Consider the following 18,229-nt stretch of genomic DNA (forward strand, 5'->3'; position numbering starts at 1 on the left):
CGATGGTAGTGTGGGGTCTCCCCATGCGAGAGTAGGACACTGCCAGGCATCAAATTAAGCGTGCTGATATGGCTCAGTTGGTAGAGCGCACCCTTGGTAAGGGTGAGGTCCCCAGTTCGACTCTGGGTATCAGCACCACTTTATTTAAAGTGGGTTTAGAAGTTCGGCAGAAAAAAGAATTTGCCTGGCGGCAATAGCGCGGTGGTCCCACCTGACCCCATGCCGAACTCAGAAGTGAAACGCCGTAGCGCCGATGGTAGTGTGGGGTCTCCCCATGCGAGAGTAGGACACTGCCAAGCATCAAATAAAACAACAAGCCTCATGCGAAAGCATGGGGCTTTTTGTTTTGTCTGTTATTTGGTGTTCTGCTCGAGCATGGGCATGCGAAAGGCCCGTCGGGAACGGGCCTTAACGCCGCTTGCGGCGGCCCCGCAGGGGAGAGTCTCAGGATGAGACGAATACTGTAGGACACTGCCAAGCATCAAATAAGCCAAGAGGCCATCCGAAAGGATGGCCTTTTTGCTTTTAGAGCTTCTCATCTCCCGCGCCGATATCCTGGTGATCCTCGCGCAATGAAACATTTTCACCTTTCCGCTGAATGCTCGACAGCGACGAAAAAAAACGCTATCTTCGGGCATCTAGAAGTCTAAACGTATAAATGGATGTGTGAGGGTTAAGCAATGCCGATTCGTGTTCCTGATGAGTTACCTGCGGTCAATTTCTTGCGCGGTGAGAATGTCTTCGTGATGACATCCTCGCGGGCAAAAACACAGGAAATCAGGCCACTGAAAGTGCTGATCCTCAACCTGATGCCAAAGAAGATCGAAACGGAAAACCAGTTTCTGCGTCTGTTGTCCAACTCGCCGCTGCAGATTGATATCCAGCTGCTGCGCATCGACAGCCGCGAATCGAAGAACACGCCGGCCGAGCATCTGAACAACTTCTACTGCGACTTCGAGGATATCCAGAATGAGAACTTCGATGGCCTGATTGTCACCGGCGCGCCGCTGGGGCTGGTTGATTTCTGCGATGTTGCCTATTGGCCGCAGATCGAACGGGTGATTGACTGGGCCAAAAACCACGTCACCTCCACGCTGTTCGTGTGTTGGGCGGTACAAGCGGCGTTGAACATCCTGTACGGTATTCCCAAGATGACGCGCGAAGTGAAGCTCTCCGGCGTTTATCCGCACCAAACGCTGCAGCAGCATGCGTTGCTGACGCGCGGCTTCGACGAAAGCTTCCTGGCGCCGCACTCACGCTATGCCGATTTCCCGACCGAGGTGATTCGCCAATATACCGACCTGGATATTCTGGCCGAATCCGAGCAGGCCGGCGCCTACCTGTTCGCCAGCAGGGATAAGCGCCTGGCGTTTGTCACCGGCCATCCTGAGTATGATGCCCTGACCCTGGCCGGGGAGTATTGTCGCGACAACGAAGCTGGCCTCGATCCTGCCGTACCGCTCAACTACTTCCCCGATGACAACCCCGCACTGACACCGAAAGCCACCTGGCGCAGCCATGGCCACCTGCTGTTTTCCAATTGGCTCAACTATTACGTCTACCAGATCACGCCTTACGATCTGCGCCATATGAATCCGACTCTCGACTGATCTTTTCTGCCTGCCGGCGGCTGAATCGAGGCCGCCGCGCTGTTGATCCTCCGCACGATCCCCTTTTTACCGGTCACTTTCCCCAAAAAACCATTGGCCAACAACGCGTTAGCCTATCTTTGCGATTCTATTGGAACCAATTTCCTTACCTGTTGGTTATGTTATTTGTTCTAACTAATTGATAATAAAGTGTTAATAAAATATTTAATAATAAAATGGAAATGGTTTTTGATTTTTATTTTTTGTTGAGTATTCTTAGAGCTATCGGGATGAGATCTGACCAGTTTAGGATCGTTTCATCCGCCCTGATCCACAGTGATTTCTGATGAAAATGCGCCGGTCGCTCGGGCGCAATGATGGGAAGGAGCAAGGTCATGACGCAACAGATAGCAGGCACGGAGTTAAGGTTTACCCAGGGTTTCGCCGCTGCGGAGCGCCAGGTATTAACGGATGAAGCGGTTGAATTCCTGGCGGAACTGGTGGGGAAATTCACGCCGCGGCGCAATGAGCTGCTGGCGGCGCGTGCCCGCTGGCAGCAAAATATCGATCGCGGCGAGCTGCCTGGATTTATTTCGGAAACCAATTCCATTCGTGAGGGCGACTGGCAGATCCGCGGCATCCCGCAAGACCTGCGCGATCGCCGGGTCGAGATCACCGGGCCGGTAGAACGCAAGATGGTGATCAATGCGTTGAACGCCAACGTAAAAGTATTTATGGCGGACTTCGAAGACTCCCTGGCGCCAAGCTGGGACAAAGTCATCGATGGTCAAATCAACCTGCACGATGCGGTTAACGGCACCATCTCCTACACCAACGAAGCCGGCAAGATCTACCAACTGAAACCGAATCCGGCGGTGTTGATCGCTCGCGTGCGCGGCTTGCACCTGCCGGAGAAACACGTCTTGTGGCGTGATGAAGCCATCCCCGGCGGCCTGTTCGATTTCGCGCTGTACTTCTACCACAACTATCGTCAGCTGTTGGCCAAGGGCAGCGGCCCGTATTTCTACCTGCCGAAAACCCAGTCCTGGGAGGAAGCGGCCTGGTGGAGCGATGTCTTCAGCTTTACCGAGGATCGTTTCGATCTGCCACGTGGCACCATCAAGGCGACCGTGCTGATCGAAACCCTGCCGGCGGTGTTCCAGATGGACGAGATCCTCTATCACCTGCGCGATCACATCGTCGGCCTGAACTGTGGCCGCTGGGATTACATCTTCAGCTACATCAAAACGCTGAAGAATCACGGCGATCGCGTGCTGCCGGATCGTCAGTCGGTGACCATGGAGAAACCTTTCCTCAGCGCCTATTCACGTCTGTTGATCAAAACCTGTCATAAGCGCGGCGCCTTCGCCATGGGCGGCATGGCGGCGTTTATCCCGAGCAAAGACGCTGAGAAAAACGCCTGGGTGCTGAACAAGGTGCGGGCGGATAAAGAGCTGGAGGCCAACAATGGCCACGATGGCACCTGGGTGGCGCACCCAGGGCTGGCGGACACGGTGATGGAGGTGTTCGGCAAGGCATTGGGCGATCGCCAGAATCAGCTGGACGTGATGCGTGAGCAGGATGCGCCAATCAGCGCCGCGCAGCTGTTGGAACCATGCGACGGCGAACGCACCGAAGCGGGGATGCGCGCCAATATCCGCGTGGCGGTGCAGTACATCGAAGCCTGGATCTCCGGCAACGGCTGCGTGCCTATCTATGGGTTGATGGAAGATGCCGCGACGGCGGAGATCTCCCGTACCTCTATCTGGCAGTGGATCCACCACGAGAAGAGCCTGAACGACGGGCGCCCGGTCACCAAGGCGCTGTTCCGCCAGATGTTGCAAGAAGAGATGTTGGTGGTGCGTGAAGAAGTAGGGGAAGCGCGCTTTAACGCCGGCCGGTTCGAAGAGGCGGCGCGCCTGATGGAGCGCATCACCACGCAAGATGAATTAATCGATTTCCTGACGTTGCCCGGCTATGAGCTGCTGGCCTGAACTTTCCCAATCAACCCTACATGACTGAAAGGATAAAAATTATGTCTACCTCTCGCTCTCAACAGATCCAGCAGCTGGAACAGGAATGGAAATCGGCCCGTTGGGAAGGCATCACCCGCCCTTACAGCGCCGAAGACGTGATCAACCTGCGCGGTTCGGTCAACCCGGAATGTACCCTGGCGCAAAACGGCGCCGCCAAACTGTGGGCGTTGCTGAACGGCAAGGCGCGCAAAGGCTACGTGAACTGCCTGGGCGCGCTGACCGGTGGCCAGGCGCTGCAGCAGGCTAAAGCCGGCGTCGAGGCTATCTACCTGTCCGGCTGGCAGGTGGCGGCCGACGCCAACAGCGCGGCGGCCATGTACCCTGACCAGTCGTTGTATCCGGTGGACTCGGTGCCGAAGGTGGTCGAGCGCATCAACAACACCTTCCGCCGCGCCGATCAGATCCAGTGGGCGAACCAGATTGAGCCGGGCAGCAAAGGCTACACCGATTACTTCCTGCCGATTGTCGCCGATGCGGAAGCCGGCTTCGGCGGCGTGCTGAACGCCTTCGAGCTGATGAAAGCGATGATCACCGCCGGCGCCGCCGGGGTGCACTTCGAAGACCAGTTGGCGGCGGTGAAGAAATGCGGCCATATGGGCGGCAAAGTGCTGGTGCCGACGCAAGAAGCGATCCAGAAGCTGGTCGCCGCGCGCCTGGCGGCCGACGTGCTCGGCGTGCCGACGCTGGTGATCGCCCGTACCGACGCCGATGCGGCCGACCTGCTGACGTCCGATTGCGATCCGTATGACAGCGCCTTCGTCACCGGCGAGCGCACGGCAGAAGGCTTCTTCCGCACCCATGCAGGCGTCGAGCAGGCGATCAGCCGCGGCCTGGCCTATGCCCCTTACGCCGATATGGTGTGGTGCGAAACCTCAACGCCGGATCTGGATGCCGCTCAGCGCTTCGCCGACGCCATTCACGCCAAATACCCGGGCAAGCTGCTGGCCTACAACTGCTCGCCGTCGTTCAACTGGAAGAAGAACCTCGACGATCAGACCATCGCGCGCTTCCAGCAGGCGCTGTCGGACATGGGCTACAAGTATCAGTTCATCACGCTGGCGGGCATCCACAGCATGTGGTTCAACATGTTCGACCTGGCGCACGCCTATGCGCAGGGCGAGGGCATGAAACACTACGTCGAGAAGGTGCAGCAGGCGGAGTTCGCCGCGGTGGATCGCGGTTACACCTTTGCGTCGCATCAGCAGGAGGTGGGCACCGGCTACTTCGACAAGGTCACCACCATCATTCAGGGCGGCGCCTCTTCGGTCACCGCGCTGACCGGTTCGACGGAAGAACAGCAGTTCTGATGCGGCAAGCTTGAAGACGTTTCACCCGGAGCCTGCATGCGCAGGCTTCTTTTTCTGGCGGGGGTAAGGATGGCGGCAAAACTGGAGTTGTTGATCGCACAGACGATCCTGCAGGGCTTCGATGCGCAGTACGGCCGCTTTTTGGAGGTGACCGCCGGCGCGCAGCAGCGCTTCGAGCAGGCGGACTGGCCGGCGGTGCAGCAGGCGATGAAAAAGCGCATCCATCTGTATGACCATCACGTCGGCCTGGTGGTGGAGCAGCTCAAATGCATCACCGGACAGAAATATTTCGACGCCGACTTCCCCAGCCGGGTCAAAGCGGTTTATATCGATCTGCTGCCGGACTACCCGCGTTTCGAGATAGCCGAAAGCTTTTTTAACTCGGTCTACTGCCGGCTGTTCAAGCATCGCGATCTGACGCCGGACAAGCTGTTCGTGTTCAGTTCGCAGCCGGAACGGCGCTTTCGCGACATTCCGCGTCCGCTGGCGCGCGATTTCACCTCCAATGGCGATCTGCCGGCGATGCTGCGCAGCGTGCTGAGCGATCTGCCGCTGCGGTTGCCGTGGGAAGATTTGACGCGCGATATTCGCTACATCACTCAGGCGCTGCAGCGGGCCTTCAGTCCGCAGCAACTGGCGGGGGCCACCTTTCAGATCGCCAACGAACTGTTCTATCGCAACAAGGCCGCCTGGCTGGTCGGCAAGCTGCGCCTGGCTGACGGCGTTTATCCGTTCTTGCTGCCGATCCACCACAGCGAGTCGGGCGCGCTGTTTATCGATGCCTGCCTGACCGGTAAGGCCGAGGCCAGCATCGTCTTCGGCTTCGCCCGCTCTTATTTCATGGTCTACGCGCCGCTGCCGGCGGCGATGGTCGAGTGGCTGCGCGAGATCCTGCCGGGCAAGACCACCGCCGAGCTGTACATGGCGATCGGCTGCCAGAAGCACGGCAAAACTGAATGCTACCGCGAATACCTGACCTTTATGGCGCAGTCGCAGGAGCAGTTCATCATCGCGCCGGGGGTGAAGGGCATGGTGATGCTGGTGTTTACCCTGCCGTCCTTCGATCGGGTGTTTAAAGTGATCAAGGACGAATTCGCCCCGCAAAAAGAGGTGACGCAGGCGCAGGTGATGGCCTGCTATCAGCTGGTGAAAGAGCACGATCGCGTCGGGCGTATGGCGGATACCCAAGAGTACGAAAATTTCGTCGTCGACAAGGCGCGCCTCAGCCCGGAACTGTTGGCGGAGCTGCGGCGCGAAGTGCCGGGCAAACTGGAAGATCTCGGCGATCGCATTGTGATTAAGCACCTGTATATGGAACGGCGCATGACGCCGCTGAATCTGTATCTGGAGCAGGCCAACGACCAGCAGATGCGCGATGCGATTGAAGAGTACGGCAACGCGATCAAGCAGTTAGCCGCCGCCAATATCTTCCCCGGCGACATGCTGTTCAAGAACTTTGGCGTGACGCGCCACGGGCGGGTGGTGTTCTATGACTACGACGAGATTTGCTACATGACCGAGGTCAACTTCCGCGATATCCCGCCGCCGCGTTATCCGGAAGATGAGTTGGCCAGCGAGCCGTGGTACAGCATCGCGCCCAACGACGTGTTCCCGGAAGAGTTCCGCCACTTTCTGTGCGGCGATCGGCGCATTCGGCAGGTGTTTGAAGAGCTGCACAGCGATCTGTTTACCGCGGAGTATTGGCGCGGGTTGCAGCAGCGCATCCGCGAAGGGCATGTGGAAGACGTATTTGCTTATCGCAAGAAGCAGCGGTTCAGCCAGCGCAGCGGGGCGGCGCTGCCGGCCGCCACCGCTGCGATGTAAATCAGGCCTCGGCGCCCGCGACGGCGGCGCGCGCCAGTTCAGTGATGCGCGCGTAGTCGCCGCTTTCGAGCGCGTCCGCCGGCACCAGCCAGGAGCCGCCGATGCACAGCACGCTTTTCAGCGCCAGATAGCTGCGGTAGTTGTCCGGTGAGATGCCGCCGGTCGGGCAGAAGCGCACCTGCGGGAACGGGCCGCCGATCGCCTGCAGCGCTTTTACGCCGCCGTTGGCTTCCGCCGGGAAGAATTTAAACTCGCGCAGGCCGTAATCCATGCCCTGCATCAGTTCGGAAACGGTGCTGATGCCCGGGATCAAGGGAATGGAACCTGCGGTGGCGGCTTTGAGCAGCTCGTCGGTCAGGCCTGGGCTGATGGCGAACTGCGCACCGGCTTCGGTCACTTCCCGCAGCTGCTGCGGATTGATCACCGTACCGGCGCCGATGATCGCTTCCGGCACCTCTTGGGCGATGGCGCGAATGGCGTCCATGGCGCAGGCGGTGCGCAGCGTCACCTCCAGCACCCGCACGCCGCCGGCGACCAGCGCTTTCGCCAACGGCACCGCATGTTCCAGCTTGTTGATCACGATGACCGGCACCACCGGCCCCGCCGTCAGGATCTGCTCGGCGCTTGTTGTCCACTTGTTCATGCTGACGTTCTCCTCTGTGGCCGCCGCCAGGCGGCGATGCGGCCAGGCTATCGATTAAAATTTGATACAGCAGGCGCCCTGCTCGGCGCCGGACAGCTGGCTGCGCAGCGCGCCGAACAGCTCGCGGCCGCAGCCGATGTGTTCCGCGCTCAGATCGGGTTGGCATGGCGTGCGCCGGGCCAGTTCGTCGGCGTCGACCAGCACCTGCAGCTCGCCGCTGCGGCCGTTGACGCGGATCGGATCGCCGTCGCGCACTTTCGCCAGCAGGCCGCCGGTATAGGCTTCCGGGGTGACGTGGATGGCGGAAGGCACCTTGCCGGAGGCGCCGGACAGGCGGCCGTCGGTCACCAGCGCCACTTTGAAGCCGCGATCCATCAGCACGCCCAGCGGCGGCATCAGCTTGTGCAGCTCCGGCATGCCGTTGGCCTGCGGCCCCTGGAAGCGCACCACCACCACGCAATCGCGATCCAGCTTGCCGGCTTCGAACGCCGGCACGATGTCGTGCTGGCTGTCGAACACTACCGCCGGCGCTTCGATGATCTGGTTGTCGGCGGGCACCGCCGAGGTTTTCATCACCGCGCGGCCCAGATTGCCGGCCATCACTTTGGTGCCGCCGTGATGTTCGAACGGCTGGGCCACGCTGGCGATCACGCTGGCGTCGAGCGAGCCGGCCACGCCTTCGCGCCACACCAGTTGGCCGTTGTCCAGCCACGGTTCCTGGGTGTAGCGGCGCAGGCCGAAACCGGCCACGGTATGCACGTCTTCGTGCAGCAGGCCGTGTTGCAGCAGCTCGCGCACCACCAGCGGCACGCCGCCGGCGGCCTGGAACTGGTTGATGTCGGCCGGGCCGTTCGGATAGATACGGCACAGCAGCGGCACCGCCTCCGACAGCTCCGAGAAATCGTCCCAGGTAATGATGATGCCCGCCGCCCGCGCCATCGCTACCAGATGCATGGTCAGGTTGGTTGAGCCGCCGGTCGCCAGCAGCGAGACGATGCCGTTCACCACCACTTTCTCGTCCACCAGGCGGCCGATCGGCAGGTAGTTGCCGGCGGTGTCGGTCAGTCGGGTCACCTGGCGCGCGGCGGCGTCGTTCAGCGCGTCGCGCAGCGGCGTGTCCGGATGAACGAAGGAGGCGCCCGGCAGATGCAGACCCATCACTTCCATCACCATCTGGTTGGTGTTGGCGGTGCCGTAGAAGGTGCAGGTGCCGATGCCGTGATAAGAGGCAGCCTCGGCCTCCAGCAACGCTAGGCGGTCGGCCTTGCCCTCGGCGTACAGCTGGCGCACGCGCACTTTTTCCTTGTTCGGCAGGCCGCTGCTCATCGGGCCGGCCGGCACGAACAGCGCGGGCAGGTGGCCGAAGGAGAGGGCGGCCATCACCAGCCCCGGCACGATCTTGTCGCAGATGCCGAGGAACAGCGCGCCGTCGAACATATTGTGCGACAGGCCGACGGCGGCCGACATGGCGATCACGTCACGGCTCATCAGCGAAAGCTCCATGCCGTCCTGCCCCTGCGTCACGCCGTCGCACATCGCCGGCACGCCGCCGGCCACCTGGCCCACGGCGCCCACCGCCTTCAGCGCCTGTTTCAGCCGCTGTGGGTAATGTTCGTACGGCTGGTGGGCCGACAGCATGTCGTTGTAGGCGGTGATGATGGCGATATCGCTGCGCACCATGTTTTTCAGCGACGCCTTGTCATCGGGCTGACAGGCGGCGAAACCGTGGGCCAGGTTGCCGCAGGCGAGCTGCGCGCGGTGGACGGTTTGGGAGCGGGCCGCCTCGATACGCGCCAGATAGGCGGCGCGGCTGGCCTGGGAACGGTCGATGATGCGCTGTGTGACACGGGACAAGGTTGGATTAATCATGCCTTCCTCACATTGCTGTTGTTATAGTCGCCGCCTGTGGCGGTGCCCCCGGGGGTGATTTGCAGCCCTGGTGTGCAAGGCCGGGGGCGATTTGGGATTTAAAACATCGTGAATGCAATCATGCCGATGGCGCCGCCGACGCTGCCCAGAATGGTTTCCATCACCGTCCAGGTTTTCAGCGTTTGCAGTTCGTTGGCGCCGGTGAATTTGCCGAACAGCCAGAAGCCGGCGTCGTTGACGTGGCTCAGCACGATGGAGCCGCCGGCGATGCAGATGGCCAGCGCGGCCAGTTGCCCGCCGCTGAGCCCGAGCTGGCTGGTGACCGGCAGCACCAGGCCGACGGTGGTCAGGCAGGCGACGGTGGCCGAGCCCTGGATCACCCGCACCATGGCGGAGAGCGCAAAGGCGGCCACGGCGATCGGCAGGCCGGCGCCGATCATGGCGTCACCCAGCGCCGGCCCGACGCCGGAATCCACCAGGATCTGCTTGAACACCCCGCCGGCGCCGGTCATCAGCAGGATGATCCCGGCCGGCTGCACCGCGGCGGAGCAGATGGCCAGCGTCTGTTCGTTGCTCATGCCGCGCGGCTTCGCCAGACCGTAAATCACGATCAGGCAGGCCAGCAGGATGGCGGTGAACGGGTGGCCGATAAACTCCAGCCACTGCTGCAGCTGCGAGCCGGGGGTGACCAGCCGCGCGCCGATGGTTTTCATGCCGACCAGCACCAGCGGGCACAGCACCAGCGCCAGGCTGAAGCCGAACGACGGCAGATTGCCCTTGGTCAGCGTCGGCTCATTCTCTTCCGGCGGCATAGGCCAGTTGACGAAACGGCTGATAAAGCTGCCGTACAGCGGGCCGGCGATCAGCATGCCGATCACCGCCGCTACCAGGCCGATGGCGATCATCCAGCCGAAATCGGCCTTCATCTGCGACGCCAGCAGCATAGGCACCGGCCCCGGCAGCAGGAAGGAGGCGGCGGCGGCCACGCCGGCGAACAGCGGAATAGCCAGCTTGACGATATTGCCGTCGGTGCGGCGCGCCACGGCGAACACGATGCCGATCAGCAGCACCACCGCCACGTCGAAGAACAGCGGCAGCGCGCAGATCAGCCCGGCGATGCCGAGCGCGTAGTGCGCCTTGCTTTGTCCGAATCGTTTCAGCAATTGCGCCGCAATTTGGTCGAGCGCGCCGACCTCATGCAGGATCTTGCCGAACATCGCCCCCAGCGCCACCACGATCGCCAGGAAGCCCAGCGTGTCGCCCATGCCTTTTTGCATGGTGTCGGCGATGTGTTCCAGCGGCATGCCGGAGAAAATGCCGGCGGCGATGGACACCAGCATCAGCGCGACGAAGGCGTGCATGCGCGCCTTCATCACCAGGAATAACAGCAGTAAAACCGAGCCGACTGCGGTACCGACCAGCGTTACGGTACTCACGCGCACACGTCCTGCGGCAGGAAGCTCTGGATATGGCGCACGGTATCGGCGATCACCGCGTCCAGCGGCTGATTGATGTCGATCGCCATCACGTCGTTCTCGTCGGCGCCCGGCTGCTCCAGCGCGGCGAACTGGGTGACCAGCATCTGCGGCTTGAAGAAGTGGCCGTTGCGCGCCGCCAGGCGGGATTCGATCACCGGGAACTCGCCGTGCAGATAGATGAACGACAGGTTGCCGTTGCCGGCGCGCAGGCGGTCGCGATACTGCTTTTTCAACGCCGAGCAGACGATGATCGACACGTTGTTGGTGCGCTGCATGGCGAAGGCGGCGTCGTTGAGCGCGGCCAGCCACGGCGCGCGATCGTCGTCGTTCAACGCCTCGCCGGCGGCCATCTTCAGGATGTTGCTGCGCGGGTGCAGGAAGTCGCCGTCGAGGAAGCCGGCGGAGAGTTGGCGGGCCGCGGCGGCGGCGACGGCGGACTTGCCGCTGCCGGAAACGCCCATAACGACGTAAATGCGATTTTGATTGTTGGTCATGGCTTGGCTCCAAAACACCGGGTGACGTTACCTTCGTTCATCTTGATTGTTACCGGTAACATGTTATCGGTAACATTGTCGAAGGAAGTTTGAGCGGTTGCAATGGGCTTTCGCCGTGAGGATCGTTAACTGTGATCGGCTTCAAGCTTTTTTCCTGTGCGCTAAACAGGATGCCGACAGCCTGTTACATGCTGACAACAGAACAGAGCGGGGGAACAAGGGCGCGCTGCGGCGCCCCTCGGATGGACAGGATTAGCGCACGCCGCCGTAGGCCAGGCTGATCTCTTTCGACGCGTGGATCACCAGCGCGCCCAGCTCGATCACGCGATCGTCAGTGATGCGCGACACCGGGCCGGAGATGGAAATGGCGGCGAAGGCTTCGCGGTGTTCGTCGAAGATGCAGGCCGCCACGCAGCGCAGGCCGAGCGCGTGCTCTTCGTCGTCAAAGGAGAAGCCCTGTTTGCGGATCTGCGCCAGCCCCTCTTTCAGGTTGTGCGGCGTCAGGGTATGCGGCGTGTAGGTGTGCATGCCTTTCTTATGCAGCAGTTTGGTCACCTGATCGTCCGGCAGGGTGGCGAGGAACGCTTTGCCGGCGCCGGAGGCGTGCATCGGCAGTTTGCCGCCGATCGGCGCCGACATGCGCATCAGCGCCGTGCACTGCACCTGATCGATGATGATCGCCTGGTACTCGCTGGTATCCAGCACCGCCAGGTTGACGGTTTCGCCGGACTCCTCCATCAGGCGGCGCAGCGTCGGATGCACCATCGCCAGCAGGTTGCGGCTTTGCAGGAAGCTGCTGCCGACCACAAAGGCGTGCGAGCCGATGGTCCACAGGCCGAGATCGCCGACCTGGCGCACGAATCCCTGCTGCTGCATGGTGGTGAGCAGGCGGTGAGTGGTGGAGTTCGGCAGGCCGGCCTGCTGGGCCAGATCGGTCAGCGCCACGTTGCCCTGGGCTTCCGAAATGTATTCCAACAGTTTCAGGCCACGGGTCAACGATTGTACCTGACCGGTCGCCGCACTGGCGGCGGGGGCTGCTGCGCGGGGCTTCTTGCCGCGCTTGGCGGGAGCAGGGGTGGCCATGGGTGAGATTCCTTTTTCCGTATGATGGAATTCATTTTCGTTTTTTGTCGATGAATTGCAAGCCGCCGTCAGCTCATCGGAGGTGTTGGCGCACAACCTGAAAAACTCTCAATTGTCGCCTGGCCCTTTGTCCTTACAAGCTGTGCTAGGATGACTCGTTGGTGTTTGCGGCAGTTGAGCAATGGGCTGGATGGCAATGGAAGGGGTTACAGTGACGAATCGAGTAGAACAACTGCGCCGCCAGTTAGCGCAGCGCATTTTGGTGTTGGACGGCGGCATGGGCACCATGATCCAGAGCTATCGCTTGGACGAGCGCGATTTCCGCGGTGAGCGTTTCGCCGATTGGCGCAGCGATCTGAAAGGCAATAACGATCTGCTGGTGCTGACCAAGCCGGAAGTGATCACCGCCATTCATTACGCCTATCTCGAGGCGGGCGCCGATATCCTTGAGACCAATACCTTCAACGCCACCTCCATCGCCATGGCCGACTACCATATGGAGTCGCTGTCCGCCGAGATTAACTATCAGGCCGCCTGCCTGGCGCGCGCCTGCGCCGACGAATGGACGGCGCGCACGCCGGAAAAACCGCGCTACGTCGCCGGGGTGCTGGGGCCGACCAACCGCACCGCGTCCATCTCGCCGAACGTCAACGATCCGGCGTTCCGCAACATCTCGTTCGATGAACTGGTGGCGGCTTACCGCGAATCGACCCGCGCGCTGGTGGAAGGCGGCGTCGATCTGATCATGATCGAGACCATCTTCGACACCCTCAACGCCAAGGCCGCCGCTTTTGCGGTGGAAACCGAATTCGAAGCGCTGGGGGTGGAACTGCCGATCATGATTTCCGGCACCATCACCGACGCCTCCGGCCGCACCCTGTCCGGCCAGACCACCGAAGCGTTTTACAATTCGCTGCGCCACGTCAAGCCGCTGACCTTCGGCCTGAACTGCGCCCTGGGGCCGGATGAGCTGCGTCAGTACGTCGCCGAGCTGGCGCGCATCTCGGAGACCTACGTCACCGCGCACCCGAACGCCGGTTTGCCGAACGCCTTCGGCGAGTACGATCTGGATGCGGCCGAGATGGCGCGCCAGGTTGGGGAGTGGGCGCAGGCCGGCTTCCTCAATATCATCGGCGGCTGCTGCGGCACCACGCCGGAACACATCGCCGCGATGGCCAAGGCGGTTGAGGGCGTGCCGCCGCGCCGGCTGCCGGAGATCCCGGTCGCCTGCCGTCTGGCCGGTCTTGAGCCGTTAACCATCGACGCCAACACCCTGTTCGTTAACGTCGGCGAGCGCACCAACGTCACCGGTTCGGCGCGTTTCAAACGCCTGATCAAAGAAGAGAAATACAACGAAGCGCTCGACGTGGCGCGCCAGCAGGTGGAGAGCGGCGCGCAGATCATCGACATCAACATGGACGAGGGGATGCTCGATGCCGAGGCGGCGATGGTGCGCTTCCTCAATCTGATCGCCGGCGAGCCGGATATCGCTCGGGTGCCGATCATGATCGACTCCTCCAAGTGGTCCGTTATCGAGAAAGGCCTGAAATGCATTCAGGGCAAGGGCATCGTCAACTCGATCTCGATGAAGGAGGGCGAAGAGGCCTTTATCCACCACGCCCGGCTGGTGCGCCGCTATGGCGCCGCGGTGGTGGTGATGGCGTTCGACGAAGTGGGCCAGGCGGACACCCGCGAGCGCAAGTTCGAGATCTGTCGCCGCGCCTATAAAATTTTGACCGAACGCGTCGGTTTCCCGCCGGAAGACATTATTTTCGACCCGAACATCTTCGCCGTCGCCACCGGCATCGAAGAGCACAACAACTACGCCGTCGACTTTATCGAAGCCTGCGCCGACATCAAAACCCACCTGCCGCACGCGATGATCTCCGGCGGCGTGTCCAACGTGTCGTTCTCGTTCCGCGGCAACGATCCGGTGCGTGAAGCGATCCACGCGGTGTTCCTGTATCACGCCATTCGCAACGGCATGGACATGGGCATCGTCAACGCCGGGCAGCTGGCGATTTACGACGATCTGCCTGGCGAGCTGCGCGAGGCGGTAGAGGACGTGATCCTCAACCGTCGCGAGGACGGCACCGAACGCCTGCTGGAGCTGGCGGAAAAGTACCGCGGCAGCAAAGACGGCGAAGCGGCGGTGCAGCAGGCGGAGTGGCGCGGCTGGCCGGTGGAGAAACGGCTGGAGTATTCGCTGGTGAAGGGCATCACCGAGTTTATCGAGTTGGACACCGAAGAGGCGCGGCAGCAGGCCGAACGGCCGATCGAAGTGATTGAAGGGCCGCTGATGGCGGGGATGAACGTGGTCGGCGATCTGTTCGGCGAGGGCAAGATGTTCCTGCCGCAGGTGGTGAAATCCGCCCGCGTGATGAAGCAGGCGGTGGCCTACCTGGAACCGTACATCGAGGCCAGCAAGCAGCAGGGCACCTCCGCGGGGAAAATCCTGCTGGCGACGGTGAAGGGCGACGTGCACGACATCGGCAAGAACATCGTCGGCGTGGTGCTGCAGTGCAACAACTATGAAATCGTCGATCTTGGCGTGATGGTGCCGACGGAGAAAATCCTGCGCACCGCGCGCGAGGAGAACGTCGACATCATCGGCCTGTCGGGGCTGATCACGCCGTCGCTCGACGAGATGGTCAACGTGGCCAAAGAGATGGAGCGCCAGGGCTTTACGCTGCCGCTGCTGATCGGCGGCGCCACCACCTCCAAGGCGCACACCGCGGTGAAAATCGAGCAGAACTACAGCGGCCCGACCACCTACGTGCAAAACGCCTCGCGCACCGTGGGCGTGGTGTCGGCGCTGCTGTCCGCCACCCAGCGCGATGAGTTTGTGGCGCGCACCCGCAAAGAGTATGAAACGGTGCGCATTCAGCACGCGCGCAAAAAACCGCGCACGCCGCCGGTCGATTTGCACAAGGCGCGCGCCAACGCCATGGCGCTGGACTGGGCCGACTATCAGCCGCCGGCGCCACGGCAGCTTGGCGTATTCCCGGTGTCGGCCGGCATCGAGACGCTGCGCCACTATATCGACTGGACGCCGTTCTTCATGACCTGGTCGCTGGCGGGCAAATACCCGCGCATCCTGGAAGACGAGGTGGTGGGGGAAGAGGCCAAGCGCCTGTTCCACGACGCCAATCAGATGCTGGATCGGCTGGCCGCCGAGCGCAGCCTCAACCCGCGCGGCGTTTACGGCCTGTTCCCGGCCAACCGCGTCGGCGACGACGTGGAAGTGTACCGCGACGAACAGCGCAGCGAGGTGCTGGCGGTGAGCTGCCATCTGCGTCAGCAGACGGAAAAAACCGACTTCCCGAACTACTGCCTGGCGGACTTCGTGGCGCCGAAAAGCAGCGGCAAGGCCGACTACTTCGGTGCCTTCGCGGTGACCGGCGGGCTGGAGGAGGACGCGCTGGCGGCGGCGTACGACGCACAGCACGACGATTACAACAAAATCATGGTCAAGGCGCTGGCGGATCGTCTGGCGGAGGCTTTCGCCGAATACCTGCACGAACAGGTGCGCAAGTTGCACTGGGGTTATGCCGCCGACGAGAACCTGAGCAACGAAGAACTGATCCGCGAAAACTATCAGGGCATCCGGCCGGCGCCGGGCTACCCGGCCTGCCCGGAGCACACCGAAAAAGCGACCATTTGGCAGCTGCTGGACGTCAATCGCCACACCGGCATGGAACTGACGGAGTCCTTCGCCATGTGGCCGGGGGCGGCGGTGTCCGGCTGGTACTTCAGCCATCCTGAGAGCAAGTACTTCGCGGTGGCGCAGATCCAGCGCGATCAGGTGGAAGACTATGCGGCGCGTAAAGGGATGAGCGTGAGCGAGGTCGAACGCTGGCTGGCGCCAAACCTCGGCTACGACGCCGACTGACTTTCCTCTTTAAGGGCGCAGCGATGCGCCCTTGTCATTTACAGCGCTTCCACATCGATGTGCAGCGCGTCGTACCGCCAATACTCCAGGTCGCAATCGATCACCCGGTCATGTTGATCGCGATTCACCCGCGTAATGAACAGCGCCGGGCTGCCGTAGGTCACCTTCAGCATGGCGGCGGCCTGCTGCGGCAGCAGGGTGGGCAGCATGTCGAAACGTACCCGGCCGTAGTGAATGCCGTAGCGTGCGGCGTACAGCGCGGTCAGCGACTGGGTCAGATCTTCGTCCAGAATACCGGGGAAATAGGCCGGATTGAGGTAGTGCTCGCAGTACAGCACCGCGCGCCCGTCGATGTAGCGCAGCCGGCGAATGCGATAGGCCTGCGCGCCGGGAGGCAGCGCCAGGCGGCCGGCCAGCGGCGCGTCGAGCGTGACGACCGCGCTGTCGATCGCTTCGGTATGCGCGGCGCGCCCCTGCTGCTGCGCCATGGCGTGAAAATGGCTGCGCTGCAACGGGTTGTAGATCAAACGTGGAGGCGAGATAAACCAGCCGCGCCGCACCTGGCGGTAGATGACGCCCTGCGCCTCCAGCTGGCCGAGCGCCTCCTGCAAGGTAATGCGGGTGGTGGCGAACTGTTCGCTCAGGGCGCGCTCGGAGGGCAGCTTGCCGCCCGCGGCGAACTCGCCGGCGGTGATGCGGGCGCTCAGCGTTTGGCAGATGGTGGCGACGGTCGTCGGTGCTTCACTCATACAGCGGGTGTCCCGTTTAAGTGCGTTTGGCCTTCCTTAAGGTAGACCAGCGTCGCGTTTTCGCCGTTGCAATGGGTGATAAAACTGTCGCTTTTTTAAGCTGACATATAATTATCACATTCGTCCGTTAGATTGGTTTGGTCCTTGCTGGACTAGTCCAGCCATCCCCACACTACCACTTGGAGCATCAGTTATGAAACGTTTGTGCGCTTCTGTGTTAACCAGTGCCATCGTGTTATCCAGCCAGATGAGCTGGGCCGCGGATACCGATCTGGCGGCGCTGGAGCAGGCCGCGAAGAAAGAAGGCGAAGTCAACAGCGTCGGCATGCCGGACAGCTGGGCCAACTGGAAAGGCACCTGGCAAGATCTGTTGAGCAAGTACGGCCTGAAGCATGTCGATACCGACATGAGCTCCGCACAGGAGATCGCCAAATTCGATGCGGAAAAGAACAACGCCACGGCGGACATCGGTGACGTCGGCGCGGCCTTCGGCCCGGTGGCGGTGCAGAAGGGCGTAACGCAGCCGTACAAACCGTCTACCTGGGATCAGGTGCCGGAGTGGGCGAAAGACAAAGACGGCCACTGGGCGCTGGCTTACACCGGCACCATCGCCTTCATCATCAACAAGCAGCAGGTGAAAGACATCCCGCACAGCTGGGCCGATCTGCTCAAGGGCAGCTATCAGGTCACCATCGGCGACGTCGGCACCGCGTCGCAGGCGGCCAGCGGCGTGCTGGCGGCCACCTACGCCATGGGCGGCAACGAGAAAAATCTCAAGCCGGGCCTGGAATTCTTCGGCAAGCTGGCCAAGGCCGGCCGCCTGAGCCTGAGTAACCCGGTGATCGCATCGCTGGAGAAAGGGGAAGTGCAGGTTGGCGTGGTGTGGGACTTCAACGGCCTGAACTACCGCGATCAGATCGACAAAACCCGTTTTGAAGTGCTGATCCCGTCGGACGGCTCGATCACCTCCGGCTACACCACCATCATCAACAAATACGCCAAGCACCCGAATGCCGCCAAGCTGGCGCGCGAATACATCTTCTCCGACGCCGGTCAGATCAATCTGGCGCGCGGCTATGCCCGCCCGATCCGCGCCGAACATCTGACGCTGCCGGACGACGTCAAGGCCAAGCTGCTGCCGGCCGAGCAGTACAAGAATGCGCACCCGATCGCCGATCCGGCGGCCTGGGAACAGAGCGCCAAAGCGCTGCCGCGCCTGTGGCAGGAAAACGTCATTATGTTTATGCAGCAGTGAGTTAACGCAC

Annotated in this window: 12 protein-coding genes, 1 tRNA gene and 1 rRNA gene; 8 read left to right on the forward strand and 6 right to left on the reverse strand. The window is 61.8% G+C overall.

The window, feature by feature from the left end; all coding sequences use genetic code 11:
* Positions 1-62: 62 nt before the first annotated feature.
* The 6 genes from MMS95_RS01360 (at position 63) to aceK (ending at position 6,756) form a co-directional block, all read left to right on the forward strand.
* Positions 63-138, forward strand: a tRNA-Thr gene (locus MMS95_RS01360).
* Positions 139-183: 45 nt separating this feature from the next.
* Positions 184-299: ribosomal RNA gene (gene rrf, locus MMS95_RS01365) — 5S ribosomal RNA — on the forward strand.
* 381 nt (positions 300-680) lie between these two features.
* The gene (gene metA / locus MMS95_RS01370) at positions 681-1,610 is read left to right on the forward strand and encodes a homoserine O-succinyltransferase (RefSeq protein ID WP_004936623.1); all 930 of its coding nucleotides are present in this window, start codon (positions 681-683) and stop codon (positions 1,608-1,610) included.
* Positions 1,611-1,984: 374 nt separating this feature from the next.
* Positions 1,985-3,583 carry a malate synthase A gene (aceB, locus tag MMS95_RS01375; RefSeq protein ID WP_015379256.1) on the forward strand — a complete coding sequence of 533 codons (1,599 nt, stop codon included), beginning with the start codon at positions 1,985-1,987 and terminating at the stop codon, positions 3,581-3,583.
* 41 nt (positions 3,584-3,624) lie between these two features.
* On the forward strand, positions 3,625-4,932 hold the full coding sequence (gene aceA, locus MMS95_RS01380; RefSeq protein WP_004936630.1) for an isocitrate lyase: 1,308 nt from the start codon (positions 3,625-3,627) through the stop codon (positions 4,930-4,932).
* 69 nt (positions 4,933-5,001) lie between these two features.
* Entirely contained in the window at positions 5,002-6,756 is a 1,755-nt protein-coding gene (aceK, locus tag MMS95_RS01385) for a bifunctional isocitrate dehydrogenase kinase/phosphatase (RefSeq protein ID WP_033631950.1), read from the forward strand.
* A 1-nt stretch (position 6,757) separates the two neighbouring features.
* Here the strand turns inward: aceK and MMS95_RS01390 are convergent, their stop codons facing one another.
* The 5 genes from MMS95_RS01390 to iclR form a co-directional block, all read right to left on the reverse strand.
* Positions 6,758-7,399, reverse strand: a complete 642-nt coding sequence (locus MMS95_RS01390; protein WP_004936635.1) for a bifunctional 4-hydroxy-2-oxoglutarate aldolase/2-dehydro-3-deoxy-phosphogluconate aldolase — start codon at positions 7,397-7,399, stop codon at positions 6,758-6,760.
* Positions 7,400-7,453: 54 nt separating this feature from the next.
* Positions 7,454-9,268, reverse strand: coding sequence for a phosphogluconate dehydratase (edd, locus tag MMS95_RS01395; protein WP_015379254.1), 1,815 nt, complete (start codon positions 9,266-9,268; stop codon positions 7,454-7,456).
* A 98-nt stretch (positions 9,269-9,366) separates the two neighbouring features.
* Complete coding sequence (gntU, locus tag MMS95_RS01400) at positions 9,367-10,704, reverse strand: gluconate transporter (RefSeq protein ID WP_015379253.1); 1,338 nt, start codon at positions 10,702-10,704, stop codon at positions 9,367-9,369.
* The gene (gene gntK / locus MMS95_RS01405) at positions 10,701-11,240 is read right to left on the reverse strand and encodes a gluconokinase (protein WP_004936645.1); all 540 of its coding nucleotides are present in this window, start codon (positions 11,238-11,240) and stop codon (positions 10,701-10,703) included. Before gntK ends, gntU begins: the two co-directional genes overlap by 4 nt.
* A 252-nt stretch (positions 11,241-11,492) precedes the next feature.
* A complete protein-coding gene (gene iclR, locus MMS95_RS01410) occupies positions 11,493-12,323 on the reverse strand; it encodes a glyoxylate bypass operon transcriptional repressor IclR (RefSeq protein WP_021505158.1) in 831 nt (276 codons plus the stop codon).
* A 196-nt stretch (positions 12,324-12,519) separates the two neighbouring features.
* Between iclR and metH the strand changes: the two genes are divergently transcribed.
* On the forward strand, positions 12,520-16,215 hold the full coding sequence (metH, locus tag MMS95_RS01415; protein ID WP_242141334.1) for a methionine synthase: 3,696 nt from the start codon (positions 12,520-12,522) through the stop codon (positions 16,213-16,215).
* A 38-nt stretch (positions 16,216-16,253) separates the two neighbouring features.
* Here the strand turns inward: metH and MMS95_RS01420 are convergent, their stop codons facing one another.
* A complete protein-coding gene (locus MMS95_RS01420; RefSeq protein WP_015379250.1) occupies positions 16,254-16,964 on the reverse strand; it encodes a UTRA domain-containing protein in 711 nt (236 codons plus the stop codon).
* 193 nt (positions 16,965-17,157) lie between these two features.
* On the opposite strand from MMS95_RS01420, the gene MMS95_RS01425 reads away from it, so the two are divergent.
* Positions 17,158-18,219, forward strand: coding sequence for an ABC transporter substrate-binding protein (locus MMS95_RS01425; protein ID WP_033631954.1), 1,062 nt, complete (start codon positions 17,158-17,160; stop codon positions 18,217-18,219).
* The last annotated feature ends 10 nt before the right edge of the window (positions 18,220-18,229 follow it).

The organism is Serratia sp. PGPR-27, from assembly GCF_022678525.1.
GTDB lineage: Bacteria > Pseudomonadota > Gammaproteobacteria > Enterobacterales > Enterobacteriaceae > Serratia > Serratia nematodiphila.